Consider the following 22,684-nt stretch of genomic DNA (forward strand, 5'->3'; position numbering starts at 1 on the left):
TAGTTATGGCAAAAAATGATCTGTAATTATACGTCTTGAATCGTTTTTCGTTTCATGCTTTGGATCAATTTATCTGCTCATTTAGAACCGTATGTTTCAAATGAGTTTTGGTTTATGAACGGAATTATCAAAGCTGAACTCTACCGCAAGGTCGTGGATAGACGTGTTAGATACTTGCACGGCAATTGTTGTGTTAATCCCACTGGAGGCAGTAAACCTGGCCACTTGATTCAATTGTGAAAATTCCCCTGAACCACTCGTGTCCACAAATGCGCCCATTGGGGTAACTTTGACATACTGGTCGACATTAGTTTCATCAACACTTGAGCCAGACAATAATGCACTGACATCAAGAACATCGTCTCCACCATTATCAGAATCAAATGATATGTTTTTTATAGTGCGTGGGTTTGTAATCTCATGAGTGATCGCTTCTGTAAGTACCTAACCATATGAAATCGAATATTTCTGGCTTAGTGGTTAGTTACTATGCAAGGCGCAGCGGAGTGAGCATAGCCGTAGCTATGTGATCGAAGCTGCAACGTAGTAGAGTAGCTGGCCACTGAGTCAGAAAGTATGATTTCATATGGTTGGGTACTTACTTCCATTTTGCTCAGAAGTCTAACCTCCGATAGTGCCATCAGAATCACAAGGAAGATCATCAGAAGCACCAAGAAAATCATCAATGTTGAAGTCAGGATTCATTTTAAAACTCCATTTAATAAAAGAATCAAATTCATATTAATTAGTTAATAATTAGCTAAAAGTATAAACAACAAAATCATCTTTGCTGTTTCAATTTAAATCTAACTTCATCTACCTTTTGTTTCAAAAATTACAAAAAAAATCAACCAGTTAATTTTTTAAATTAGATAGTGATTTTAATTTACATAATCAATGTTATTGTGTAACACTTCCTATTTTAAACATCCTCATATCTTTATGACAAAAGCACACCCCACGGATACTTCCCACGACCACAACCTTTGCATAAAAGAAGCGCTGGAAAATGCACAAAAAGTATGTACTGCTCGTGGATCCAGGCTAACAGCTCTTAGGGAAAGGGTGCTGGAGCTGGTTTGGCAGAGTCATCGCCCAATCGGTGCCTATGAGGTAATGGCCAATCTGAAGCAAGGCAATTCAAAACCAGCTCAACCGCCTACTGTCTACAGAGCCTTAAGCTTTCTGGTAGAGCAAGGGCTGGTTCACAAGCTGTCATCATCTAATGCCTATATTGGCTGTCATATACCCGATAAAGCGCATGATAGCTGCTTTTTGGTTTGCAGCAATTGCCAGACAACGATCGAGCTGGATATTCCTGATATAAAGCAATCACTTGCAGCCCATGCTGAGCAGCGCCACTTTTCTATTAATTACTCCAATATCGAGCTTTCTGGCCTTTGCGCCGAGTGTCGATAAACGGATCAAGGGCTAACGAACAAAACAATGATGCAGCCACTCATTGACCTGAAAGACATCTGGATGAAATACCAGAGTAAGGACGTACTAACTGGCGTCAGCCTCCAGGTACACCCTGGAGAAATCGTGACGCTTATAGGCCCCAATGGCGCAGGAAAAACCACGTTGGTTCGCATTGCCCTAGGCCTTCAAGAGCCATCTGCAGGCCAGAGAACTCTGCAGAAAGGGCTTCGTATTGGCTATATGCCACAAAAGCTTCACATCAATCAAATGATGCCCTTAACCGTCGATCGCTTTCTACAGCTAACCGGTTGCCGTCTCACAGCGATCAAAGATGCGCTGGCTAAAACAGGTGTAGTGCACCTTCTTAATTCACCGATGCAATCCTTATCCGGTGGTGAGATGCAGAGAGTACTTCTGGCTCGGGCTTTGCTTCATAAGCCTCATCTTCTGGTGTTAGATGAGCCGGTGCAGGGCGTTGATATCACGGGCCAGCGAGAGCTTTACAAGCTGATTAATGATATTCGTGAAGAACCTCGAGAGAAGAAACGTTGTGCGGTCTTCATGGTCTCCCATGACCTCCATCTGGTCATGGCCTCAACCGACAGAGTTGTGTGCGTAAACCAGCATGTTTGCTGTTCCGGGCACCCGCAACAAGTCAGGGAACACCCCGCCTATCAACGTTTATTTGGCATAATGCCGGATGAGCTCGCCGTCTATGAACACCATCACGATCACCAACATGACATCAACGGCCAGATAACCAGCTGCGGGCACAGTCATCCAGAAGGAAATAACAATGTCTGACATTCTGCTGTACGCCCTTCTGGCAGGCTATGGGGTGGCAATTCTTGCTGCGCCTCTGGGTTGCTTTGTCGTCTGGCGCAAGATGGCTTACTTCGGTGATACGCTATCCCACTCTGCACTGTTAGGTGTCTCCATTGGGCTAATGCTCGATGTGAACATGAATCTGGCCGTTATTATCAGCTCCCTGTTTCTGGCAATCATTCTGGCAGGTTTGCAGGAAAAACAACGGATTGCCTCAGATACTCTTTTGGGCATTCTCGCTCACAGCACCCTGTCTATCGGCCTTGTCGCCGTCAGTTTTTCAGAAAACGTGCGGGTGGATATGATGTCTTACCTGTTCGGAGATCTATTAGCCGTGAATGCTGAAGATCTGCTCTGGATTTTTGGCGGTGGCAGCCTGATATTGCTGATTTTAGGTTGGTTTTGGAAACCGCTTCTATCGCTTTCCGTTCATGCTGAGTTAGCACAGGTAGAAGGCGTTCCCGTCAAACGGCTAAAGCTGGTGTTAACCATGCTGATGGCTCTGGTGATTGCAGTAGCCATGAAGATTGTTGGTGTACTGCTGATCACGGCCTTGATGATTATTCCTGCTGCCACTGCCCAGCGCCTGGCAAAAACGCCAGAACAGATGATGTTTATGTCAGCCATCATCGGTATTGTCAGTGTTTCTGGAGGGTTATCAGCGTCTTGGTACTTAGATAGCCCGGCGGGCCCATCGGTGGTTACCAGTAGTTTTATATTATTTCTCTTATCAAACACCATTAGATCCAGATAATATTTAAGCCAGAATTATTCTGGCTTCATTAAAATCAAATCCTTGCATCTATACTTCCCATATCATCCATTCAACTTTGGTTGAATTGTGTAAATACCAAAAATCATCAATAATTAATTAATTTTCGATTAAATGGAGTTTAGTCATGCCAGGTTCTAGTGGAGCAGTAAATAAATCGATTAAAACCACAGTAAATACTGAAGTTATAAATCCGCCAAACCCACCGGTAAAACAACCTGCATCAGGAACCCGTGATGGAAAAAAAATCACTTCTTCTGACCCAGAAGCACAAATTCAAGATGTTCCGAAAGATGAAGTACTTAAAGATGCTACCAACTTGAATAAAAGGACGGTTGGAAGAAAAGAAGCAAGACAGAAAATAGCCGCTGCGTTAAAAAGCGCCTCTAAAGCTGCAAAAGAGCAAGCAAGGGAAAAGCCTCAACCAGAACAACCTTCAAATTCTTCAAACCCGCCTGCACCTCCTATTCCTGTTGGAGTTCCTATGCCGCCACCTCCGCCGCCGCTAAGCGCTGCTGGAGTTCCCATACCTCCACCACCTCCTGTAAACGGTGCTCCCACACCATCTTCTAAACCCTCTTTAAATTTGAATGACGCACTTCTTACACGTCTAAAGAATGGGTCAGGCCTGAAAAAAGGCGCCAAACAAATAATGACTTTGGAAGAATTGGAAAAGCTGGCAAATAAAAAGAAAGAAGATGCTCTCAAAAACGAACACAAAGCAACATCAATACAAAGCTCTCAGACCAATAGTCCAACAGACAGAGGAAAACCACTACAAGCTGTTACTGAATGGATGGATGTAAATGATATTAAAGATATGACAGTAGACGAATTCCTTCTGGCTACTTACTGGGGTTGTACTGAATCGTTTTTGCAGAATGAAATGAAACAACAAGCACTTTCAGGGAACTCAAAATTATCAGATGAGCTCTTTGATTTTGCTAAAACTGAATTTCAAAAATCACAAAGAAGACAGGCTAGCTGGAAAACATTCAGGAACTTTAAAGCAGAAAAAGTTTCTGGATTTAACCCTAATGATGTGGCCACCAATTTCATTAAAGAGAAGGTGAAATCCATTAACACAAACCTTCCAAAAGAAAACAACAAAAGAACATTATGCGAACATCTCATAAAAGAATTTAAACTTAAACCAGACGCTTCAGAGTTCATAATTAAAAACGACCCATTACTCCAAAGAGCATTTTCAGAATCAAAAACAAGCGACAAAGATATAATTCAAATTCATATAAGAAAACCACAGGAATATTTAAATATCATGAAAGGAGCATTAACACCAGAACACCTTTCAAAAATGAAGGATGAAGCTGCTTCCACAAGAACTATTGAGCTATTAAAAGATCATGGAGAAGGTGAACTAGCCGAAAAAGTGGCTGAAGTCATGCGTCGAATCAATAACAGCTAAGCAATTGAGAGTTTATTATAAGAAAGCAGGATTTGATTTCTGCATTCTTATAATATTTTAATTATCTTATTATCGAATTAAAGGCATTGATTAAGGATACTGAGTCAAATGGTGGCCTAATAAACCCATGGTAATAACCCTTAGGATTGACCAAAGCCAAATTCGCCCCATGATCCACTAAATAAAACTCATCTTCAGGATCAACCACCGGCGTAAACGGCACGTTCATCTGTGTGGCCAGATTATAAATCTGAGTTATTTCACCCGTAACGCCAATAAAATCGTTATTAAAGTGCGGGACATAACCTTTTAGCTTCTCAGGCGTGTCTCGTCTCGGATCCACCGTGACCATCACGTACTGCATCTTTTTCGCCAGCTCTGGCGACTGCTCTTTTAAGAGTTTATCCACCTTGTTCAACTGGCTTAACGTAGCGGGGCAGATATCCGGGCAAAACGTAAATCCGTAATACACCAGAGTCCAACGGTCTTTGAAGTGCTCAGGGGTAAATGGCTGACCGTTGTGGTCTACCAGTTCACCCATCGTAAAACTTCTCGGTGTGTCGAACACCACCACGCCCATCTGTTGCAGCTGCTCTTTGGTTAACGCTGGCTTATTTAGGAACTTGTTAAACGTCAGCCCAAGCACCACGGCGATCACTGACAACAACACAAAAACCGTTTTCCTCACCGACTGACTCCTTCCTGTATCCATTATTCTTGTACCGAAGTTATACCCAGAGATAGAACGAGTAATGATCCACCAATAGCACCACAAATAACAGCATCAGATAGGTGATTGAGAAGCGGAACGTTTTAATCGCAGCATTTGGTCGACTGTCACGCATTAAAACGATTGACCAATACAAGAACCTTGCGCCCAAAATGGATGCACCAAAGAGATAGAAAACACCGCTCATACCCGTTAAAAACGGCAACATGGTCACCAGAAACATAATGACGGTATAAAGCAGAATATGCAGTTTGGTATAAGCCTCACCGTGAGTGACCGGCAGCATGGGCACATCCGCTTTGGCGTATTCTTCCTTTCGGTGAATGGCCAGCGCCCAGAAATGCGGTGGCGTCCAGGCGAAAATAATCAGCACTAATAAAAGACCATGACCTTCTAATTGTCCGGTCACTGCCGTCCAACCGAGTAGGGGAGGTGCGGCACCCGCTAACCCACCAATAACAATGTTCTGGGGCGTGGCTCGCTTCAGAATCAGAGTGTAAATCACTGCGTAACCCATCAGAGAAGCCAGCGTCAGCCACGCTGTTAATGGGTTCACCATGACCAGCAATATCGCCATTCCAGCAGAACCAATCATTAAAGCAAACAAAACCGCCTGAAGTGGTTCAACCCGGCCTGTGGCAACCGGTCGTTTATGGGTTCGAGCCATTTTGGTATCAATCTGTCGATCAACCACATGGTTGATCACTGCTGCGGCACCGGCACAAAGGGCGATGCCTAAATTACCAAAGAACAGAATATCCAGAGATACCCAACCCGGTGTCGCCAGATACATACCAATCACCGATGTCAGAATCATCAGTGCAACCACTTTGGGCTTGGTCAGTTCCAGATAATCCCGCCAGCTGGCACTTCGTGCTTCCATTGCCTGACTTTGACTCATGCTTCAGCCCTCCATGTTGCTAACTTGCCTGATGATTGCTCACCACCAAACAGAAAGTAGTTATACGCTACCAGAGACAGCAGCAATAATGCACCGCCGAGGTTATGAGCTACCGCCACATTTAATGGCAGGCTCCAGATAATATTGCTCAACCCGAGAGAGACCTGCGCTATCAACAGCAACAGTATGCACCAGGAAAGCATGCGTAATTTGTTACCGGATGATTGAGATTCAATATCCAGCGTAGCTGCTTTTCTAAAGGAAATGAGTACCAGAGAAATCACCAACAGGGTTGTCAGTAACGCCCCAATGCGATGAGCAAAGTGAATCGCCGTTCGCGCTTCAGCATGGAGCTGGCCTCCGAGATAATTCGGCCCAATATCCTGCCCAACATCAAACCCCTCTGAAAAATTCATAGGCGGTAACCATTGTCCCTGACACATGGGAAGATCCGGACAGGCCAGAGCCGCATAATTAGAGCTGACCCAACCGCCAAGGCTCACTTGCCCAATCACCACTAGAAGACTTAAGACGCCAAGGCCTTTTAAAACCCCGACACTTTTTGCCGCTGATCTTGCCACTGAGCGCCCTTTGAGCCAACCCGACAATCGCAGTGTTAATAGAAACAACAAACTGAACGTAGCAAAACCACCCAATAAGTGAGCAGTTACCACCTGAGGCCATAATTTAAGCGTCACTGTCCACATACCAAAAGCTGCCTGGAGAGTGATCAGCAACAGAATAAAGATGGGAAGCTTGATGGGTTGACTTGGCTCACGGCGATGTCGAATTGCCTGTATCACAATAGCCAGCACCAGCAGCATAAGCGTTCCGGCAACATAGCGATGAATCATCTCTGCCCAGCCTTTGTCCACTTCCACCGGCGCTTCCGGATAGAGCGATTCTGCATGAGCAATTTCATGAGCTTCGTCTGGCACAGTAAGAAAACCGTAACAACCGGGCCAATCCGGACAACCCAGCCCTGCATGAACCAACCGGGTATAGGCACCCAACCCAACCACAATACTGGCTAACAGGGTGGCGATCAGCGCCAGATAAAATCCTTTCTTTTTCGTATCGTTCGTCATAACAGAACTACCCGTTAACAACCCTTTCTTTATCCGATAAATACCAGAATAGTAAAATCAGGTTTTGCTTTATTCATTTAATATCCATTAACCAATACTGGAAGCTCTCAACAGCTTTTTAAGGTCATTTAACAAGTCGCCTCCCGGCTGCTCTGGCTGATAACTCATGATGACATTACCCAGAGGATCGATAATAAATACCTGATTAGACGGCCACTGACTGGTACCAAGCACTGTCTCAATAGTGTTTTTATCCGCTGCTAGCCAGTAAATACCAGGATGTTCGCTTTCAAGCGCCTCTGAAGGCTTCGGCGCTTCTGGAGAGATAAAGAACCGCGCGACCCGCTCAGCTTCTTTGTTCAAAGCTATGTGCACCTGTCGTGTTTTATACAGACTTTCCTGACACTGAGACTCTGTGCATTCAGTACTACCAAACACCACAATGCGCCATAAACCGTCGGTTTCATCGGGTATAAATGCCTGACCGCCATCTCGCAGAGGTATATCCGCAAGCTGTGCTGGCGGTAGCAGCAGTTCGCCTTTATTTGTGCGTCCGTCTGGAACCCAAACCCCGGTGAAATACATAGTCCAGGCCAACGCCATGGCGGTGGTTGGAATAAGGAAAACAAGTGCCAGCTGCAGACGGTCTCGCTTCTTTGGGCGTTTTTCTGGTGATGCTTTTGGTGATGCTTCTGGTAATAATTGCGCCATAACTACCTCACTGCTTTATACGTCGTTGTTCTTATTCTTTTTTTTCCCGGCTCGAATCATTTGATACCCATAAAGGGTCAATAACACCAGCGCCATGGCAAACCATTGGAAGGCATAACCTCTGTGTTTTTCAGAGGTCATGTTCATCGTTAATGGTCTTACCTGTTTGCTACCCATTTCTCCACCTTCAAGCACCATAAAAAAGTCGGGCGTCGTTTCATTAATGGTTTGAGACATCTTTGCCAGATCAATGGACTGGATTCTTTTTGGCCAGTCATCGTTCCATACGTCTTCACCCAGAAGAAAAGCATCACCCAATGGTTTATAGACAACGCCTTTTAACGTCAGGTGCCGGCTATCTGTGTCTATATTCGGTAATGTGTTTCGATCACCGGCGGGTAGCCAGCCACGGTTGATCAACAGCCACTGCCCATTATCTGTCTGGAAAGGCATAAACAGGTCATAGCCCGCTTGCTGTTGATAAACTTGATTATCCAGCAAAAAGTACCGCTCTACGTCGTAATGACCATTGACGACAATGGGGAGGTACAAGGGATCGTCATACTGTCTTACCTGAGTTAGCATTACAGGCTTAAGACGCTGTCGGGATTCATAGGTTTGCACAAGCTGAAGTTTCTGCTCATACCGCGACAGCTGCCAGAATCCAAGGTACAAAAGTACCGGCAGGAGGGCAATCACTAATAGGGTCAACTTCAATCTGAATCCAAACATCAAGTGAACAGTCTTTCTATGCTATTGTGTGGAAAAAACTGAGCTTCTTATCCTTCATCTCACCAAAAACCCTGTATTTTCAGTGCTTTTAGAGATGTTGGTTATGCTTCAGACTCTTGTGGATAACCTGTGAGCTAAAAAGCATGTGGATAAAACTCATTGTTATTGTTCTGTTTCTTGCCGTTGTCGCCAGCCTCGGAACCGGCTTTTATTTTCTGTTGACTGAAAAGAAAAACTCTCCTCGTTTGTTAAACTCTTTGAAAGTTCGTATCAGCCTTACGGTGCTGATCATGGTGGCTATTGTGGTCGCCTGGTTCCATGGAGATATCCACAGCCAGGCGCCCTGGCTTTATCAGTAATCAGAATATATAAACAAAAATAAACAGCCCAACCCAAACCACGTCGACGAAGTGCCAGTACCAGCTGGACGCTTCGAAGGCGAAATGGTTCTCCGCTTCGAAATGCCCTTGGTAAACCCGGTACAACATCACCGCTAACATAATGGCGCCCAGAGTTACGTGCGCACCATGGAAGCCAGTAAGCAGGAAGAAGGTTGAACCGTAAATTCCAGCGCTTAGTGTCAAACCAAGCTCGTTATAAGCTTCTATGTACTCTTCTACTTGGAGAAATAAGAAAGCTGCTCCCAGAACCAGAGTAAAAATTAGCCAGAGTTTCGTTTTATAACGATCATTGGCTCTCAAGGCATGATGCGAAAATGTTAGAGTTATACTGGAAGCCACCAGCAGCAAGGTGTTTATCAATGGTAATTTAAAAGGGTCAACCACGTTTGCAGCACCCACAAACAGATCGTTATCCGGATTCACCATCAACGGCCAGTCCGCTACAAAATCGGGCCATAAAAATTGGTGTGTACTTGCCCCATCACCTTCACCAGCCAACCAGGGCACCGCAAAGGTACGCACATAAAACAGCGTGCCAAACAGTGCCGCGAAGAACATCACTTCGGAGAAAATAAACCAGAACATTCCCCACCGGAAAGTTCGATCCATTTGTGCACTGTACAGGCCAGCCCGCGATTCGCTGATGACATTGCTAAACCAGCCAAACAGCATCCAGGCCATCAGTAACCCACCTGTGTAAAAAACATAGTGAGCAGAGGAATCTTTCACGCCAGCGGACATGTCGTTCATCATCATGCCGGCGCCAGCCAACGTCAGAAACAGGCCGATGGAGGCAATAATCGGCCACTTGCTTTGGGCCGGAACGTAATAGGTACCTTCTTCGGTAGCCATAGTTATCTCCTGAAAGGGCAGGGAGTACGCCTTTTCTCCCGATTATTGCAAATGCGTCACATCAAACAGTGTGTACGACAACGTTAGTTTTTTAATGTGCTTGGGCAGTTCCTGATCCACGATAATTCGAAGCGGCATTATTTTTTCTTCGCCAGGTTGAAGTGTCTGGGTTGTAAAGCAGAAACACTCTACTTTGTGAAGAAAATTAGTGGCTTCAAAAGGTGTCACACTGGGAATAGCCTGCCCAACCATGGGTTTATCCGTCGGATTCTTCACCACAAAGTTAAGCACACCGGGCTCACCCGGATGCACGGTCACCTGTGGCGTGCTGGGAGCAAAGCTCCAGCTCATACTCGCATTTCGTGTAGCCACAAATTGCACTTTAATGTCACGACTGGTGTCTGCTTTGGCTTCAGCCGCTTTATACAGATAAGGGTCTGGATCGGTTTTCCCGTTGAGACCGGTCACCTGACAAAACACGTTATAGAGAGGCACCATGGCAAATCCGAAACCGAACATGCCAATGGCCACCAGAATGGAGCGAATCACAGTACGGCGGGCTGATTGCGCCACCGATAACGTTTTCTGATCGCTTTCGCCCTTATCTGACTGTGACATCAACGACTACTCCTGTTTATTTCACATCTGGCGGAGTAGTGAACGTGTGATAGGGCGCAGGAGAAGGAACACTCCACTCCAACCCTTCAGCACCTTCCCAAGGCTTCGCTGGCGCTTTTTCGCCACCTCTGATGCACTTGATAATAATGAACAGAAACAGGAATTGTGTGGTGCCAAACAGGAAACCACCGACACTGGAGATCTCGTTAAAGTTGGCAAATTGCAGGGCGTAATCCGGAATACGTCGCGGCATACCGGCCAACCCAACAAAGTGCATTGGGAAGAAGGTCAGATTCATCCCGATAAACGACAGCCAGAAATGAGTCTTTGCCAGTGTTTCGTCGTACATATGGCCAGTCCATTTAGGAAGCCAGTAATAGACGGCTGCAAAGATGGCAAAGATCGCTCCAGGCACCAAAACGTAATGGAAGTGCGCCACCACAAAGTAAGTATCGTGGTATTGGAAGTCTGCCGGAGCAATAGAGAGCATCAACCCGGAGAAGCCACCAATGGTAAAAAGCACCACGAACGCGATGGAAAACAACATGGGGGTTTCAAAGGTCATGGAACCACGGAACATAGTGGTGACCCAGTTAAACACCTTCACCCCGGTGGGCACCGCAATCAACATGGTGGCGTACATAAAGAACAGTTCGCCAATCAGTGGAATACCCACGGTGAACATGTGATGCGCCCAGACAATAAACGACAGGAAAGCAATACTTGCCGTTGCATAGACCATGGAGGTATAGCCAAACAGCCCTTTACGAGCAAAGGCAGGGATAATGGCCGAGACAATACCGAAGGACGGAAGAATCATGATGTACACTTCCGGATGCCCGAAGAACCAGAAGATATGCTGGAACAGTACCGGGTCACCACCACCACCAGCGTTAAAGAAGCTGGTTCCGAAGTGAATATCCAGCAACATCATGGTCACTGCGCCCGCCAGTACTGGCATAACTGCAATCAGCAAATAAGCGGTGATCAGCCAGGTCCATACGAACAACGGCATCTTCATCATGGTCATACCCGGAGCCCGAAGGTTCAGGATGGTGGCAATAATATTAATCGCCCCCATGATGGAAGAGATTCCCAGCATGTGAATGGCAAAAATGAAGAAAGTCGTCGACGGTGGTGCGTAATCTGTGGATAACGGAGCGTAGAAAGTCCAACCAAAGTTCGGGCCGCCCCCTTCCATAAACAGTGTGCTGATCAGCATCACTGCCGCGAAAGGCAGAATCCAGAAACTCCAGTTATTCATCCGCGGCATCGCCATATCCGGCGCGCCGATTTGCATGGGGATCATCCAGTTCGCCAAACCCACAAAGGCTGGCATTACCGCACCGAACACCATGATCAAACCGTGCATGGTGGTCATCTGGTTAAAGAAGGCAGGTTCAACAATGTGAAGGCCGGGCTGAAACAGTTCTGCCCGGATAATCATTGCCATAGCGCCGCCGGTCAGAAACATAATGAAACTGAACCAGAGGTACATGGAGCCAATGTCTTTATGGTTGGTGGTTAATACCCAACGCATCAAGCCTTTGGCTGGCCCGTGAGCGTGATCATCGTGACCACCATGAGTGTCTGTTGCCGAGGTCATTTCAGTGCTCCTTACAGGCTTGCCTGTTGTTTAGCGGGCATGGCCTGCTTGGCCGCTTGTTCTACATATTTACCAGTTTCTTTGTACTCCATGACTTCTTTTGGCGTCACCATTTCACCGGTATTATTGCCCCAGGCATTACGCTCATAAGTCACCACGGCGGCAATATCCACCTCGCTCAACTGGTTGGCGAACGCCTGCATAGCAGTGCCTTTCTTACCGTTTACCACGATATCAACATGGGCTGCAATCTGGCTGGCTTCGGTCGCCATTGCACTGCCTTTGAGAGCAGGGAAGAGTGGCGGCATTCCTGTACCGTTCACCTGATGGCAAACTGCGCAGACTTTGTTGTATGTCTGCTCGCCACGAGCCATAAGCTCTTCCATAGACCAAGTCTTATCATTCAGCTCACGTTCTTTCTCAGCTTCTTCTTTTTTCGCTACCAGCCATGCTTCGTAATCAGCTTCTGATTTGGCTTCTACGACAATGGGCATATAGCCGTGATCTTTGCCGCACAACTCAGCACATTGCCCGCGATAAGTTCCGGGAACGTCGATATTAGTCCAGGCTTCGTTGATAAATCCGGGAATAGCATCACGCTTAACGGCCAGTGCTGGCACCCACCAGGAGTGGATAACATCCGCAGCCGTTACCAGAAAGCGAACTTTTTTACCCACAGGAATCACCAGTGGTTCATCCACTTCCAAAAGATAGTTGGGATTCTTGGTGCGTACGTTGGTCACTTCTTCACGGGGCGTGCTCAGATTACTGAAGAAAGAAACGTCTTCGCCCACGTATTCATACTGCCACTTCCACTGATAACCCGTTATTTTTATATCAATGTCGGCTTCGTCAGTGTTGTAGATATCCACCAGCGTTTTGGTGGCTGGAATCGCCATCAACACCAGAATCAAAAATGGAATGGACGTCCACGCAATTTCCACCAACGTACTTTCGTGAAATTGCTGCGGAACCGCACCTTTTGACTTCCGGTGCTTAAAAATGGAATAGAACATAACCCCAAAAACAATCACGCCAATGACGACGCAGATCATTAATATGGTCATGTGTAGACCGTAGATGTTCCGGCTTACCGCCGTTACACCCTCGGTCATATTGACTTCCCACTCGGCAAGACTGCTGCCTGATGCAGTCGAACCCGCAAGAAGAAGAAAAAGAGATCTCGCCTGCTGCCTCATTCCCTTACATCCCCTGACTATCCGCCGATCGCAGCGGAGACTTCTTATTATTATTGTGCAGACTTATTGTGCTGCTGTACTTCAGAGGTGTGACGGTAATCAATGACTCATTTCAATGAGTAACGATTACTGACATCACGATACTGACCTGTCCAATGGCCTAATTTTAAAGACAATTCTCCCTGAAATCTGTAAATAGACTGAAACATGACTCACTTGTGAAAGTCATAACCTCATTTACAGGTTTGGAAAGTACTATCTTGATTTATCTGACTTGAAAAACCCCAATACATCTAATCAAGAGCAGATATGCAACCAGTAGAAACACGTCAAACTGCCTTAACACATAACTGCAAATCCAACACCTCAGACTGTCATTACCATAAAATAATCACAGCTTTACATCCCAAGCAGAACACTCTAAGCCTGACAATAATCGCACATAGAGTATAGTTCCCGAAAACCATTAAACAACATGGCGAAAAAAAATGAAATCTTCAATCCATAAAATATTATTCTGTCGTCTACTTCAAATGAACTAATTCATAGATAAAACCTAGAAAAACACAGGCAATTACACGACAAATTTATTATTTATAATTTTCGTTTTATGGATATGATATCAGGTGAGTAATCCGGCATGTCTTGAGATTTTTCTACTTCCCTACAGCCGTTCATCCATAATGGACAGTAAATGTCACCCTGTGATTTATATCTCATAATTACAAATTTGTAAGCTGGCACAGCTCATCTTGTGTGCCATATTTTTGACTGCACAACACATAGTAAAATCAGAAAACTCCCTATTTTTACAGCATATTCTTTTAATCTTTTTTACTTATAAAAATTTATCTATATATGCAAAAGTGATATTTTGTATATCTTGTCTTAATGCAGTGACTGTGGTGTTGTAAGCATCTATCAACAACAGCGACGTTGTCAGTTGTGATTCTATGACAGGCTAGTGGAAGGCAGGAGGCAACTATGGATGTTCAGGCAATCCGCGACTTAATCAGTCAGGCTAAGTTACTTGAGTCCCAGAATAAGCATCTTTGTAAACTGATGGATGATCAGATCGAACAACTGCATCATACGATTGAACTCCCCGATCAAAACGCCTGTGAGACGCTTCAGCTCTTCACGATTGACTACATCGATCATGTTCCTGATTTTCTAGAAGCACTCGAGTCATCATCAAAAGAAGCGGGAATCGGCCATTTCATTTGCCCTTTTCTGGATATTGCAGAAGAAAACTTCCTGGCTCCAGCCATTAAGGGGGATCCAATCAATGGTCTGGATTTACTTCTCGATAAAGCCTATTTTGCGCACCGCCTCATTGAAGAAGTGAATGATCAGTACCTGATGAAAACAGGTTCAACTCTTATCCCTATGAACATGACCTGGGCAAACCTGATTATTCACTCCATTCTCGGTGAAAACTTCGCAAATGAGCTGGACATCATTGTGGATAAAACCGTTGAACAGATGATGAAGTCTCAGGCCATTTACCACCAGGAAAAGTTTATGGCGTTTATTCACAACCGCAGTTCTGAGGAGTGGATCCGGATATGGTCGCGCTGGAACTGCCTATCAAACAATTTGGGCATTGAACTGAAATTTACCTCTGCAGCCTGAGCTGCAGGGTTCTGAAATTAATGTTTGGCGTCTGATGGTGAAGAGGCATCGACAAATCGAATAACATCCGTGTGCTCTTCCAGAGCTTTCTCTTCCCGAGTGATTCGCGCTTCTGGCAGGTCACCTTCCAAAGCAGGCGACACGTCCATCACGTCGCTGTAATCACACTCAACACATTCACGATAGTCCCGTTGAGTTTCACTTCGAAACATACGTATAGAGTCCATGGCACCACAGGAAGGACAAACTGCGCCCGCAATAAATCGTTTTGTTTTCATCATTGTACTTCCTATCTGAGGCTCCAGCTTTACGCAGACACTACTTAAATAGAGTAGTTACTGCGTAAACAGTGCTGCAGTCTATGCGATCAATCAGGCTGTCTCAATGCTGCTCTTAATGCCAGAGTGACGGAGAAGTGCATCAATCTCTGGTTCGCGACCCCGGAACTTCACGAATAGCTCCATAGGCTCTGCAGAACCACCTTTCTCGAGGACTTCATGAAGAAAGGATTCCCCCGTCTGACGGTTAAAAATACCTTCTTCTTCAAACTTTGAGAAAGCATCCGCAGACAACACTTCAGCCCACTTATAGCTGTAATAGCCCGCAGCGTAACCACCGGCGAAGATATGACTGAAGCTGTTCTGAAAACGATTAAACGCAGGCGGCATGATTACCGCTACCTGTTGACGAACAGCATCCAGAACGGTCTGAACATTCAGATCATCACCGTATTCTTTGTGCAGTTTGAAATCGAACAAAGAGAATTCCAGCTGTCGCACCATCATCATGGCAGACTGGAAGTTTTTCGCGGCTAACAGTTTTTGCAGTTTGTCTTCTGGTAATGGTTCACCGGTTTCAAAGTGACCAGAAATCAAGGCAAGGCCTTCTTTTTCCCAACACCAGTTCTCCATAAACTGACTTGGCAGTTCAACCGCATCCCACGCAACGCCACTGATGCCAGAAGCGGAAGGATAGTCCACTTTAGTCAGCATATGGTGCAGACCATGACCAAATTCGTGGAAAAGGGTAACGACTTCATCGTGGGTCAACAGTGCAGGGTTATCGCCAACCGGCGGGGTAAAGTTACAGGTCAGGTAAGCAACGGGCAATTGAACCTTGCCATCCCGCTGCCAACGGGAACGACAAACATCCATCCATGCACCGCCACGCTTGTGCTCTCTTGCATAGAGATCGAGATAGAAGCGCCCGATGGTTTCGCCATCACGGGTGATATTGAAAAAGCGAACATCTTTGTGCCAGGTATCCACACCTTCAACACTTTCGAACTCAATACCGTAGAGTCGATTTACCACGGCAAACATGCCGGAAATGGACTTTTCGGCTGGGAACCAAGGGCGAAGTTCTTCCTGAGAAATGGCATAACGTTGCTGACGCAGTTTTTCACCGTAGTAACCAATATCCCAAGCTTGCAGATCATCAGTACCGAACTCGGCTTTGGCAAAGGCTTTCAATTCAGCCAACTCTTTCTCTGCCTGAGGTTTGCTTTTCGCCGCAAGGTCTTCCAGAAATTCGATGACCTTTTCTGGAGACTCAGCCATTTTTGTGGCCAGAGAATACTCAGCGTAACCACTAAAACCTAAAAGTTTGGCCAACTCATAACGGAGCTTCAGAATTTGTTTGATATTGTCCGTATTATCAAACTGACCAGCACTGGGTCCTTGATCTGAAGCGCGCGTGGAGAAAGCCGTGTACACCTCTTTGCGCAGCTCACGGTTATCGCAGTATGTCATCACCGGGAAATAACTGGGGAAGTCCAGCGTCAGCATCCAACCTTCTTTTTCTTTTGCTTGCGCCAGTTGTTTTGCACCGGCTAAAGCAGACTCTGGCAGGCCAGCCAGCTCTGATTCATCGGTAATCAGCTTGCTCCATGCCATTGTGGCATCCAACACATTATCGGAGAATTTGCTGGTTAGTTCTGACAATTGTTTCTTAATGTCGCCAAAACGCTGTTTTTTGTCGTCATCAAGAGCGACTCCAGCCAGCCTGAAATCTCGTAGATTATCATTGATGATTTTCTGTTGCGCTTTATCTAGAGTGTTGAATTCAGCGGAATCTTTCAGCGATTGATAGGCCTCAAACAACTGACGGTTTTGTCCTAGTCGGGTGGAATACTCAGACAGTAGCGGAAGACAACTGTTGTACGCTTCCCGCAGAGCTTCACTGTTCACCACTGCATTCATATGCCCGACTGGAGACCATGCCTGACCAAGGCGGTCGTCCAGTTGGTCAATGGGCTCCTGAAGAGTTGTCCAACCTTTATTGTTTTCTGAGGCCAGAAGCATCGAAATCGCTTTTTCGTTGTCATGAATAATGCCTTCTATGGCAGGTCTAACGTGTTCTGGTTGTAACTGAGAGAATGGAGGGAGTTCGCAGTTTTCCAGCAATGGGTTTTTCATGGACAACTCTCTGTAAGATGGTAGTTTTTGTACCTGAATAATATCTATAGATGGGTTCCATACTTGAGGAATTCAAGCAAGGTTCCCTTTTACCCTGAGTGAGATCAATCAAATGAGCAATGCTGTTCGACCTTATCACCATAAAACGCCAACTATTGGCAAGCGGGTCTTTATCGACAGCAGCGCTGTTGTTATTGGTGATGTATCCATTGGGGATGATAGCTCCGTGTGGCCAACAGCCGTGATTCGCGGCGATATGCACTCAATTATCATCGGTGCCCGCACCAGTATTCAAGATGGCTCAGTGCTTCATATCACCCACTCCAGTGATTACAACCCGGAAGGCTACCCGCTGACCATTGGAGATGATGTGACAGTGGGTCATAAAGCCGTTTTGCATGGCTGCACCATTCACGATCGCTGCCTGATTGGCATTGGGTCGATAATTTTAGATGGCGCAGTGATAGAGGAAGAGGTGATTGTCGGAGCAGGTAGCCTGGTTCCGCCGGGAAAGCGCCTTGAAAGCGGTTTTGTCTATAAAGGCAACCCTGCTGCCAAATCTCGCCCTATTTCAGAAAAAGAGAAGACTTTCTTTCAGTACAGTGCAGCTAATTATGTGAAACTTAAAGACTCTTTCATTGATTGAAAATGAGACGTAAATTATTAAAATTCAATAACTTATATATAAGTACGACTTAAGTATCAATGAACTTCGTTCTATGACTGACTACGGTTTATATTATGAAACCGTTTTAGAAAGGGAGTTTTCTATGTCTGCACCAGGAGTTAGCATATCGGGTTTTAGTACGGCTATAAAACAGCAGCCTCATGGAATTGATAGTGCTGAAGAGAATCCATTAGCGCAGCAGCATGAGCACGCTGATGAAGTCAGAGATAAGAGTGAAATGGCTCTCTACGAAGACATTAATGATGTCAGGCTTGCTAAGATCGCCGCAAAATCCATACTCGAGGCCAGTTCACCTGTTAGTTTGGACTTTGAGTCTACCGGTGATTTTGGTTCATCAGAACAAAGCCCGCTGGAAAAAAGTCAGGATCCGGCACATTTTAATAAACTGGCGTCCATACTCGTTGGCAAGAACCTTATTTAACGCCAACATACAACCAGCACCCTTCTTTGGGTGCTGGTTGTATGTTATAAGCCTTTCTTATTCAACATGAACCAGCCGCTAAATCATGGATATTTATTCAACTGTTATTTTGCTTTTCCTGATCATGGATCCACTTGGAAATATGCCGGTCTTTATTTCCATTCTAAAAAGTGTGCCAGAAGAAAGGCGCTTCAAAGTACTGATCAGAGAACTCTTGATTGCTTTGCTGATCCTGCTTTTGTTCCTCTTCGCCGGTAAATATCTATTACTGTCCCTGAATCTCAAACAGGAATCCGTCAGTATCGCCGGGGCTATTATTCTATTCATCATCGCTATTCGAATGATTTTTCCGTCCAGTCGTGGTGGTGGGATTATGGGAAGCACCCCTGAAGGTGAGCCCTTTATCGTGCCTCTGGCGATTCCCCTGATCGCAGGCCCTTCCATTATGGCGGCACTGATGTTGGTTTCGAGCCAAAATCCTGGGCACCAGCTTGACCTTTCTCTGGCTGTATTTATCGCTTGGGCCATAAGTGCCGCGATTTTAATGTGTTCCGGAAAACTCATGAAGCTTCTTGGTGGCAGAGGGATTTTCGCTATTGAGCGGTTAATGGGAATGGTGCTGGTTATGCTTTCTGTTCAGATGTTTATGGATGGTATTGCGAAATACCTTACTCATTAAATAAAGAAGGCTTTAATTTGATTGCGCTTTGGTATTTAAATCCAGAGATAGCATTTAAAAGACAACAATAAAAATAAAAAAAGAACTTATCCGAAGGGTAGGGAGCAAAAAACATCTCCCTACCCATTAACAAAAATCACGCCGCCATTGAACGTTTCTTCATGTAAACCAGTAACAACGAAACGGCCGCAGGCGTCATCCCCTGAATTCGAGAAGCTCTACCTAACGTCTCTGGTCGTGTTTCACTTAACTTTTGCTTCAGTTCGTTAGAAAGCCCTTCAATTTTCGTGTAATCCATGGCTTCTGGAATGCGGGTTCCTTCGTAACGTCGCATTCTGTCTATTTCTTCCGTCTGCCGATCAATATAACCTTGATACTTGGTCTGGATCTCCACTTGCTCCGCTACTTGCTCATGGCTCTCAGCTTCACCCACAAGTCCGGAAACATCTTCATAAGTCAGCTCTGGTCGACGAAGCAGCTCCAATAGACTGTATTCACGGCTTATTGGCTTGCTGAGCTTGTTTTCCAGTTTTTGGGCAGCTTCGCTACCCGGGTGGACAAACGACGCTCTAAGACGCTCAGATTCCTTCTCAATGCGCTCTTTCTTTTCAGTGAACGCTGCCCAACGCTTATCATCAACCATCCCGAATTCACGACCTTTTTCGGTGAGACGAAGGTCAGCATTGTCTTCACGAAGGATCAGACGATATTCCGCGCGGCTGGTAAACATTCGATAGGGTTCACTGGTACCGTTGGTGATCAGATCATCCACCAGCACGCCAATGTAGGCTTCGTCACGGCGTGGGCACCAGGCTTCTTTCTCCTGAGCGCGCAGTGCTGCGTTCATTCCGGCCAGCAAACCTTGAGCTGCCGCTTCTTCGTAACCGGTGGTTCCGTTTATCTGACCAGCAAAGAACAAACCGCCAATGCTTTTCGTTTCCAGCGAGTATTTCAAACCACGAGGGTCAAAATAATCATACTCAATGGCATAACCTGGTCGTGTAATGTGCGCATTTTCCAAACCACGAATGGATTGAATTAGATTGATCTGCACATCAAATGGCAAACTGGTGGAAATACCATTTGGGTAGAGTTCGTTTGTGGATAACCCTTCTGGCTCCAGAAACACCTGATGGGAGTTCTTATCCGCAAACCGGGTAATTTTGTCTTCAATGGATGGGCAATAACGTGGTCCAACCCCTTCGATGACACCGGTAAACATTGGCGAACGATCAAGCCCGCCACGAATAATGTCATGGGTTTGCTCATTGGTATGGGTGATGTAGCAGGAAACCTGCTCAGGATGCTGTTCAACAGATCCCATGTAAGACATCACCGGCAATGGCGTATCGCCAGCCTGTTCTTCCATTACCGAAAAATCCACGCTTCGGGCATCAATTCGCGCAGGAGTTCCCGTTTTGAGACGCTGAACATCCAGCGGCAATTCTCTTAACCGGTTAGCCAGAGCAATGGAAGGTGGATCGCCGGCGCGGCCACCGCTGTGGTTTTCTAAACCAATATGGATTCGGCCACCAAGGAAAGTACCTGCTGTCAGTACCACGTTAGGCGCCAGGAAACGAACCCCCATGTTGGTCACAACACCACGAACTTCGTTGGTATTGTCATCCATCACCAGATCATCTGCAGACTGTTGGAAAATCCAGAGGTTTTCCTGATTTTCCAGAATGTTGCGTATGGCCGCTTTATACAGCGCACGATCAGCCTGAGCCCGGGTTGCACGAACCGCCGGCCCTTTCCGGGCATTGAGAATTCTGAACTGGATACCTGCGAGATCTGTGGCTATTGCCATAGCGCCGCCCAGAGCATCCACCTCTTTCACCAGATGACTTTTACCAATCCCGCCAATGGCCGGATTACAGGACATCATCCCCAGAGTTTCGATGTTATGGGTCAGTAATAGCGTTTTCACGCCCATACGCGCTGAAGCCAATGCGGCTTCAGTACCGGCATGGCCACCACCGATAACAATCACATCAAATTGATTTGGGAAATCCACTGCCAACGTCGGTCACCTGTGAGTTAAAAGGGTAAAGGCTGGCAATTATACACAGGAAAAATCACTCTGTGACCCTGTGATCACTACGGTTGATTAGAATAACGACTCGGACGGTCCCCTGATAGAACCGCCCCCTATCGGTAGTGCAAGTACTAACCTCCGTAATGATACGATCGTTTGCAAACTTTTGTTTTGTATTTACTGATCGAACAGGTAGAGATACTCGCCATATCCCTCTTTTGCCATATCCGCCTTGGGTACAAAACGCATGGCAGCGGAGTTCATACAATAGCGCAGCCCGGTTGACTCTGGGCCATCATCAAATACATGACCAAGATGAGAGTCTCCGTATTTACTGCGAACTTCCGTTCTTGGGAAAATCAGTTTGAAATCAGTCTGCTCAGTCACAAAGGTATCATTGATAGGCTGAGAGAAACTCGGCCATCCAGTACCGGATTTGTATTTATCAGTGGACGAGAACAGGGGCTCTCCCGTTACGATATCCACATAAATACCTTCAGCCTTGTTGTCCCAGTATTCATTCTGAAAGGCCTTCTCAGTGCCGTCTTCCTGGGTGACATAGTATTGCTGCTCTGTGAGTTGTTTGCGGATCACTTCGTCAGAGGGTTTGGTATAGGTCTTTTCGGTCGAAGGTGTGCTGCGAGCATCGATCATCTCCCTCAGCGTCACTGGATTTTCTTTTCGGTCAGAGCCGAAAATCCCATCCAGATATTTATCCCGGCCAGAGGCGTAGCGGTAATAGGTATAGCGAACTTTATTTCGCTTGTAATAATCCTGATGGTAGTCCTCTGCAGGCCAGAATTTATTGAAAGGGATCAACTCCGTCTTCAATGGCTTTTTAAAGACGCCCAACGCTTCAATCTCTTCCATAAAGGTTTGCGCTACCAGCTTCTGCTCCTCACTCCGAAAGAAGATGGCCGGTCGATACTGTGGCCCACGGTCAACAAAAGAGCCTTTATCATCCGTTGGGTCAATATGTCGAAAGAACTGATCCAGTACCTGCTCATAGCTCACAACGGCTGGATCATAAATGACGTTGATAACTTCAATATGTCCTGTCTTTCCTGAAGACACCTGATCATAAGACGGATTTTCCAGCTGCCCACCAGAGTAACCGGAAATCACATCAATAACGCCATTCAGTTTCTCCAGATCCGACTCCGTACACCAGAAGCAGCCACCGGCCAACGTGGCGATTTCTGTCGTAGCCGCTTTGGTTTCTGAAGCGTTATCCGCATAACTGAAGATGGATGTTGCCAACAGCAAGAGAGCTGCCAGTCTGGCCACCAGTTTTGAACCTGTTTTCATAAGCACCCCGCATTAACGCTTAAGTTATCTTTGCTATTAAACGGATTGATTGTTTAAACGTTACAAATGTTCCTACGAAAATCACATGATTTTTACACCGACCTTCCAATAAACACCTGCATCCTGAACACATCCCCCCTCTGAGTTTCGGCCTGAATTACAGTAATAACAGCGATAGCTGTTTTTTAGTGTTTTTTATATTAGATATTATTATT

Annotated in this window: 23 protein-coding genes; 9 read left to right on the forward strand and 14 right to left on the reverse strand. The window is 45.9% G+C overall.

Going from position 1 to position 22,684, the window contains the following annotated elements; all coding sequences use genetic code 11:
* Window positions 1–96: 96 nt before the first annotated feature.
* Window positions 97–429: a type I secretion C-terminal target domain-containing protein gene (locus AKL11_RS26605; protein WP_095210227.1), complete on the reverse strand. Its 333-nt coding sequence runs from the start codon at window positions 427–429 to the stop codon at window positions 97–99.
* A 513-nt stretch (window positions 430–942) separates the two neighbouring features.
* Here AKL11_RS26605 and AKL11_RS06595 point away from each other — a divergent pair.
* The 4 genes from AKL11_RS06595 to AKL11_RS25050 all read left to right on the forward strand — a co-directional run bounded on the left by AKL11_RS06595 (window position 943) and on the right by AKL11_RS25050 (window position 4,445).
* Complete coding sequence (locus AKL11_RS06595) at window positions 943–1,419, forward strand: Fur family transcriptional regulator (RefSeq protein WP_067515802.1); 477 nt, start codon at window positions 943–945, stop codon at window positions 1,417–1,419.
* A gap of 27 nt (window positions 1,420–1,446) precedes the next feature.
* A complete protein-coding gene (gene znuC, locus AKL11_RS06600) occupies window positions 1,447–2,226 on the forward strand; it encodes a zinc ABC transporter ATP-binding protein ZnuC (RefSeq protein ID WP_067515803.1) in 780 nt (259 codons plus the stop codon).
* Window positions 2,219–3,001 carry a zinc ABC transporter permease subunit ZnuB gene (gene znuB, locus AKL11_RS06605; protein ID WP_067515804.1) on the forward strand — a complete coding sequence of 261 codons (783 nt, stop codon included), beginning with the start codon at window positions 2,219–2,221 and terminating at the stop codon, window positions 2,999–3,001. Before znuC ends, znuB begins: the two co-directional genes overlap by 8 nt.
* A gap of 145 nt (window positions 3,002–3,146) precedes the next feature.
* Window positions 3,147–4,445: a hypothetical protein gene (locus AKL11_RS25050; RefSeq protein ID WP_067515805.1), complete on the forward strand. Its 1,299-nt coding sequence runs from the start codon at window positions 3,147–3,149 to the stop codon at window positions 4,443–4,445.
* Between the two features lie 61 nt (window positions 4,446–4,506).
* On the opposite strand, the gene AKL11_RS06615 is transcribed toward AKL11_RS25050, so the two are convergent.
* The 5 genes from AKL11_RS06615 to AKL11_RS06635 form a co-directional block, all read right to left on the reverse strand.
* Window positions 4,507–5,133, reverse strand: a complete 627-nt coding sequence (locus AKL11_RS06615; protein ID WP_157673443.1) for an SCO family protein — start codon at window positions 5,131–5,133, stop codon at window positions 4,507–4,509.
* A gap of 40 nt (window positions 5,134–5,173) precedes the next feature.
* Window positions 5,174–6,076 (reverse strand): heme o synthase, encoded by a 903-nt coding sequence (gene cyoE / locus AKL11_RS06620; RefSeq protein ID WP_067515807.1) that lies wholly within the window; start codon window positions 6,074–6,076, stop codon window positions 5,174–5,176.
* Entirely contained in the window at window positions 6,073–7,164 is a 1,092-nt protein-coding gene (locus tag AKL11_RS06625; protein ID WP_067515808.1) for a COX15/CtaA family protein, read from the reverse strand. Before AKL11_RS06625 ends, cyoE begins: the two co-directional genes overlap by 4 nt.
* A gap of 87 nt (window positions 7,165–7,251) precedes the next feature.
* Window positions 7,252–7,875, reverse strand: a complete 624-nt coding sequence (locus tag AKL11_RS06630; protein ID WP_067515809.1) for a redox-active disulfide-containing membrane protein — start codon at window positions 7,873–7,875, stop codon at window positions 7,252–7,254.
* 15 nt (window positions 7,876–7,890) lie between these two features.
* Window positions 7,891–8,592 carry an SURF1 family protein gene (locus AKL11_RS06635; protein WP_157673444.1) on the reverse strand — a complete coding sequence of 234 codons (702 nt, stop codon included), beginning with the start codon at window positions 8,590–8,592 and terminating at the stop codon, window positions 7,891–7,893.
* Between the two features lie 158 nt (window positions 8,593–8,750).
* Here AKL11_RS06635 and AKL11_RS06640 point away from each other — a divergent pair, with 158 nt between their 5' ends.
* The gene (locus AKL11_RS06640; protein WP_067515811.1) at window positions 8,751–8,966 is read left to right on the forward strand and encodes a DUF2909 domain-containing protein; all 216 of its coding nucleotides are present in this window, start codon (window positions 8,751–8,753) and stop codon (window positions 8,964–8,966) included.
* Here the strand turns inward: AKL11_RS06640 and AKL11_RS06645 are convergent, their stop codons facing one another.
* Genes AKL11_RS06645 through coxB form a run of 4 tightly spaced genes read right to left on the reverse strand, consistent with a single transcriptional unit; the run spans window position 8,967 to window position 13,283 of the window.
* Window positions 8,967–9,860 carry a cytochrome c oxidase subunit 3 gene (locus AKL11_RS06645; protein ID WP_067515812.1) on the reverse strand — a complete coding sequence of 298 codons (894 nt, stop codon included), beginning with the start codon at window positions 9,858–9,860 and terminating at the stop codon, window positions 8,967–8,969.
* A 42-nt stretch (window positions 9,861–9,902) separates the two neighbouring features.
* Window positions 9,903–10,478 (reverse strand): cytochrome c oxidase assembly protein, encoded by a 576-nt coding sequence (locus AKL11_RS06650; protein ID WP_067515813.1) that lies wholly within the window; start codon window positions 10,476–10,478, stop codon window positions 9,903–9,905.
* Window positions 10,479–10,494: 16 nt separating this feature from the next.
* Entirely contained in the window at window positions 10,495–12,084 is a 1,590-nt protein-coding gene (ctaD, locus tag AKL11_RS06655) for a cytochrome c oxidase subunit I (RefSeq protein ID WP_067515814.1), read from the reverse strand.
* Window positions 12,085–12,095: 11 nt separating this feature from the next.
* Window positions 12,096–13,283 carry a cytochrome c oxidase subunit II gene (gene coxB, locus AKL11_RS06660; protein ID WP_067515815.1) on the reverse strand — a complete coding sequence of 396 codons (1,188 nt, stop codon included), beginning with the start codon at window positions 13,281–13,283 and terminating at the stop codon, window positions 12,096–12,098.
* A gap of 984 nt (window positions 13,284–14,267) precedes the next feature.
* Between coxB and AKL11_RS06665 the strand changes: the two genes are divergently transcribed.
* Complete coding sequence (locus AKL11_RS06665) at window positions 14,268–14,918, forward strand: hypothetical protein (RefSeq protein WP_067515816.1); 651 nt, start codon at window positions 14,268–14,270, stop codon at window positions 14,916–14,918.
* 17 nt (window positions 14,919–14,935) lie between these two features.
* Here AKL11_RS06665 and AKL11_RS06670 read toward each other — a convergent pair whose 3' ends face one another.
* Together AKL11_RS06670 and prlC are read right to left on the reverse strand one after the other, a co-directional pair.
* Window positions 14,936–15,199 carry a YheV family putative zinc ribbon protein gene (locus AKL11_RS06670; protein WP_095210230.1) on the reverse strand — a complete coding sequence of 88 codons (264 nt, stop codon included), beginning with the start codon at window positions 15,197–15,199 and terminating at the stop codon, window positions 14,936–14,938.
* 90 nt (window positions 15,200–15,289) lie between these two features.
* Window positions 15,290–17,335 (reverse strand): oligopeptidase A, encoded by a 2,046-nt coding sequence (gene prlC / locus AKL11_RS06675; protein WP_067515817.1) that lies wholly within the window; start codon window positions 17,333–17,335, stop codon window positions 15,290–15,292.
* A gap of 112 nt (window positions 17,336–17,447) precedes the next feature.
* On the opposite strand from prlC, the gene AKL11_RS06680 reads away from it, so the two are divergent.
* From AKL11_RS06680 to AKL11_RS06690, 3 genes are all read left to right on the forward strand, one after another.
* Window positions 17,448–17,981: a gamma carbonic anhydrase family protein gene (locus AKL11_RS06680; protein ID WP_067515818.1), complete on the forward strand. Its 534-nt coding sequence runs from the start codon at window positions 17,448–17,450 to the stop codon at window positions 17,979–17,981.
* A gap of 73 nt (window positions 17,982–18,054) precedes the next feature.
* Window positions 18,055–18,444, forward strand: coding sequence for a hypothetical protein (locus AKL11_RS06685; protein ID WP_157673445.1), 390 nt, complete (start codon window positions 18,055–18,057; stop codon window positions 18,442–18,444).
* Between the two features lie 85 nt (window positions 18,445–18,529).
* Complete coding sequence (locus tag AKL11_RS06690) at window positions 18,530–19,123, forward strand: YhgN family NAAT transporter (protein ID WP_067515820.1); 594 nt, start codon at window positions 18,530–18,532, stop codon at window positions 19,121–19,123.
* 136 nt (window positions 19,124–19,259) lie between these two features.
* Here AKL11_RS06690 and mnmG read toward each other — a convergent pair whose 3' ends face one another.
* On the reverse strand, window positions 19,260–21,140 hold the full coding sequence (gene mnmG, locus AKL11_RS06695) for a tRNA uridine-5-carboxymethylaminomethyl(34) synthesis enzyme MnmG (protein ID WP_067516008.1): 1,881 nt from the start codon (window positions 21,138–21,140) through the stop codon (window positions 19,260–19,262).
* Window positions 21,141–21,338: 198 nt separating this feature from the next.
* The gene (gene msrB / locus AKL11_RS06700; protein ID WP_067515821.1) at window positions 21,339–22,469 is read right to left on the reverse strand and encodes a peptide-methionine (R)-S-oxide reductase MsrB; all 1,131 of its coding nucleotides are present in this window, start codon (window positions 22,467–22,469) and stop codon (window positions 21,339–21,341) included.
* Window positions 22,470–22,684 lie beyond the last annotated feature (215 nt).

The organism is Endozoicomonas ascidiicola (assembly GCF_001646945.1).
In the GTDB taxonomy this organism is placed as follows: Bacteria; Pseudomonadota; Gammaproteobacteria; order Pseudomonadales; family Endozoicomonadaceae; genus Endozoicomonas; species Endozoicomonas ascidiicola.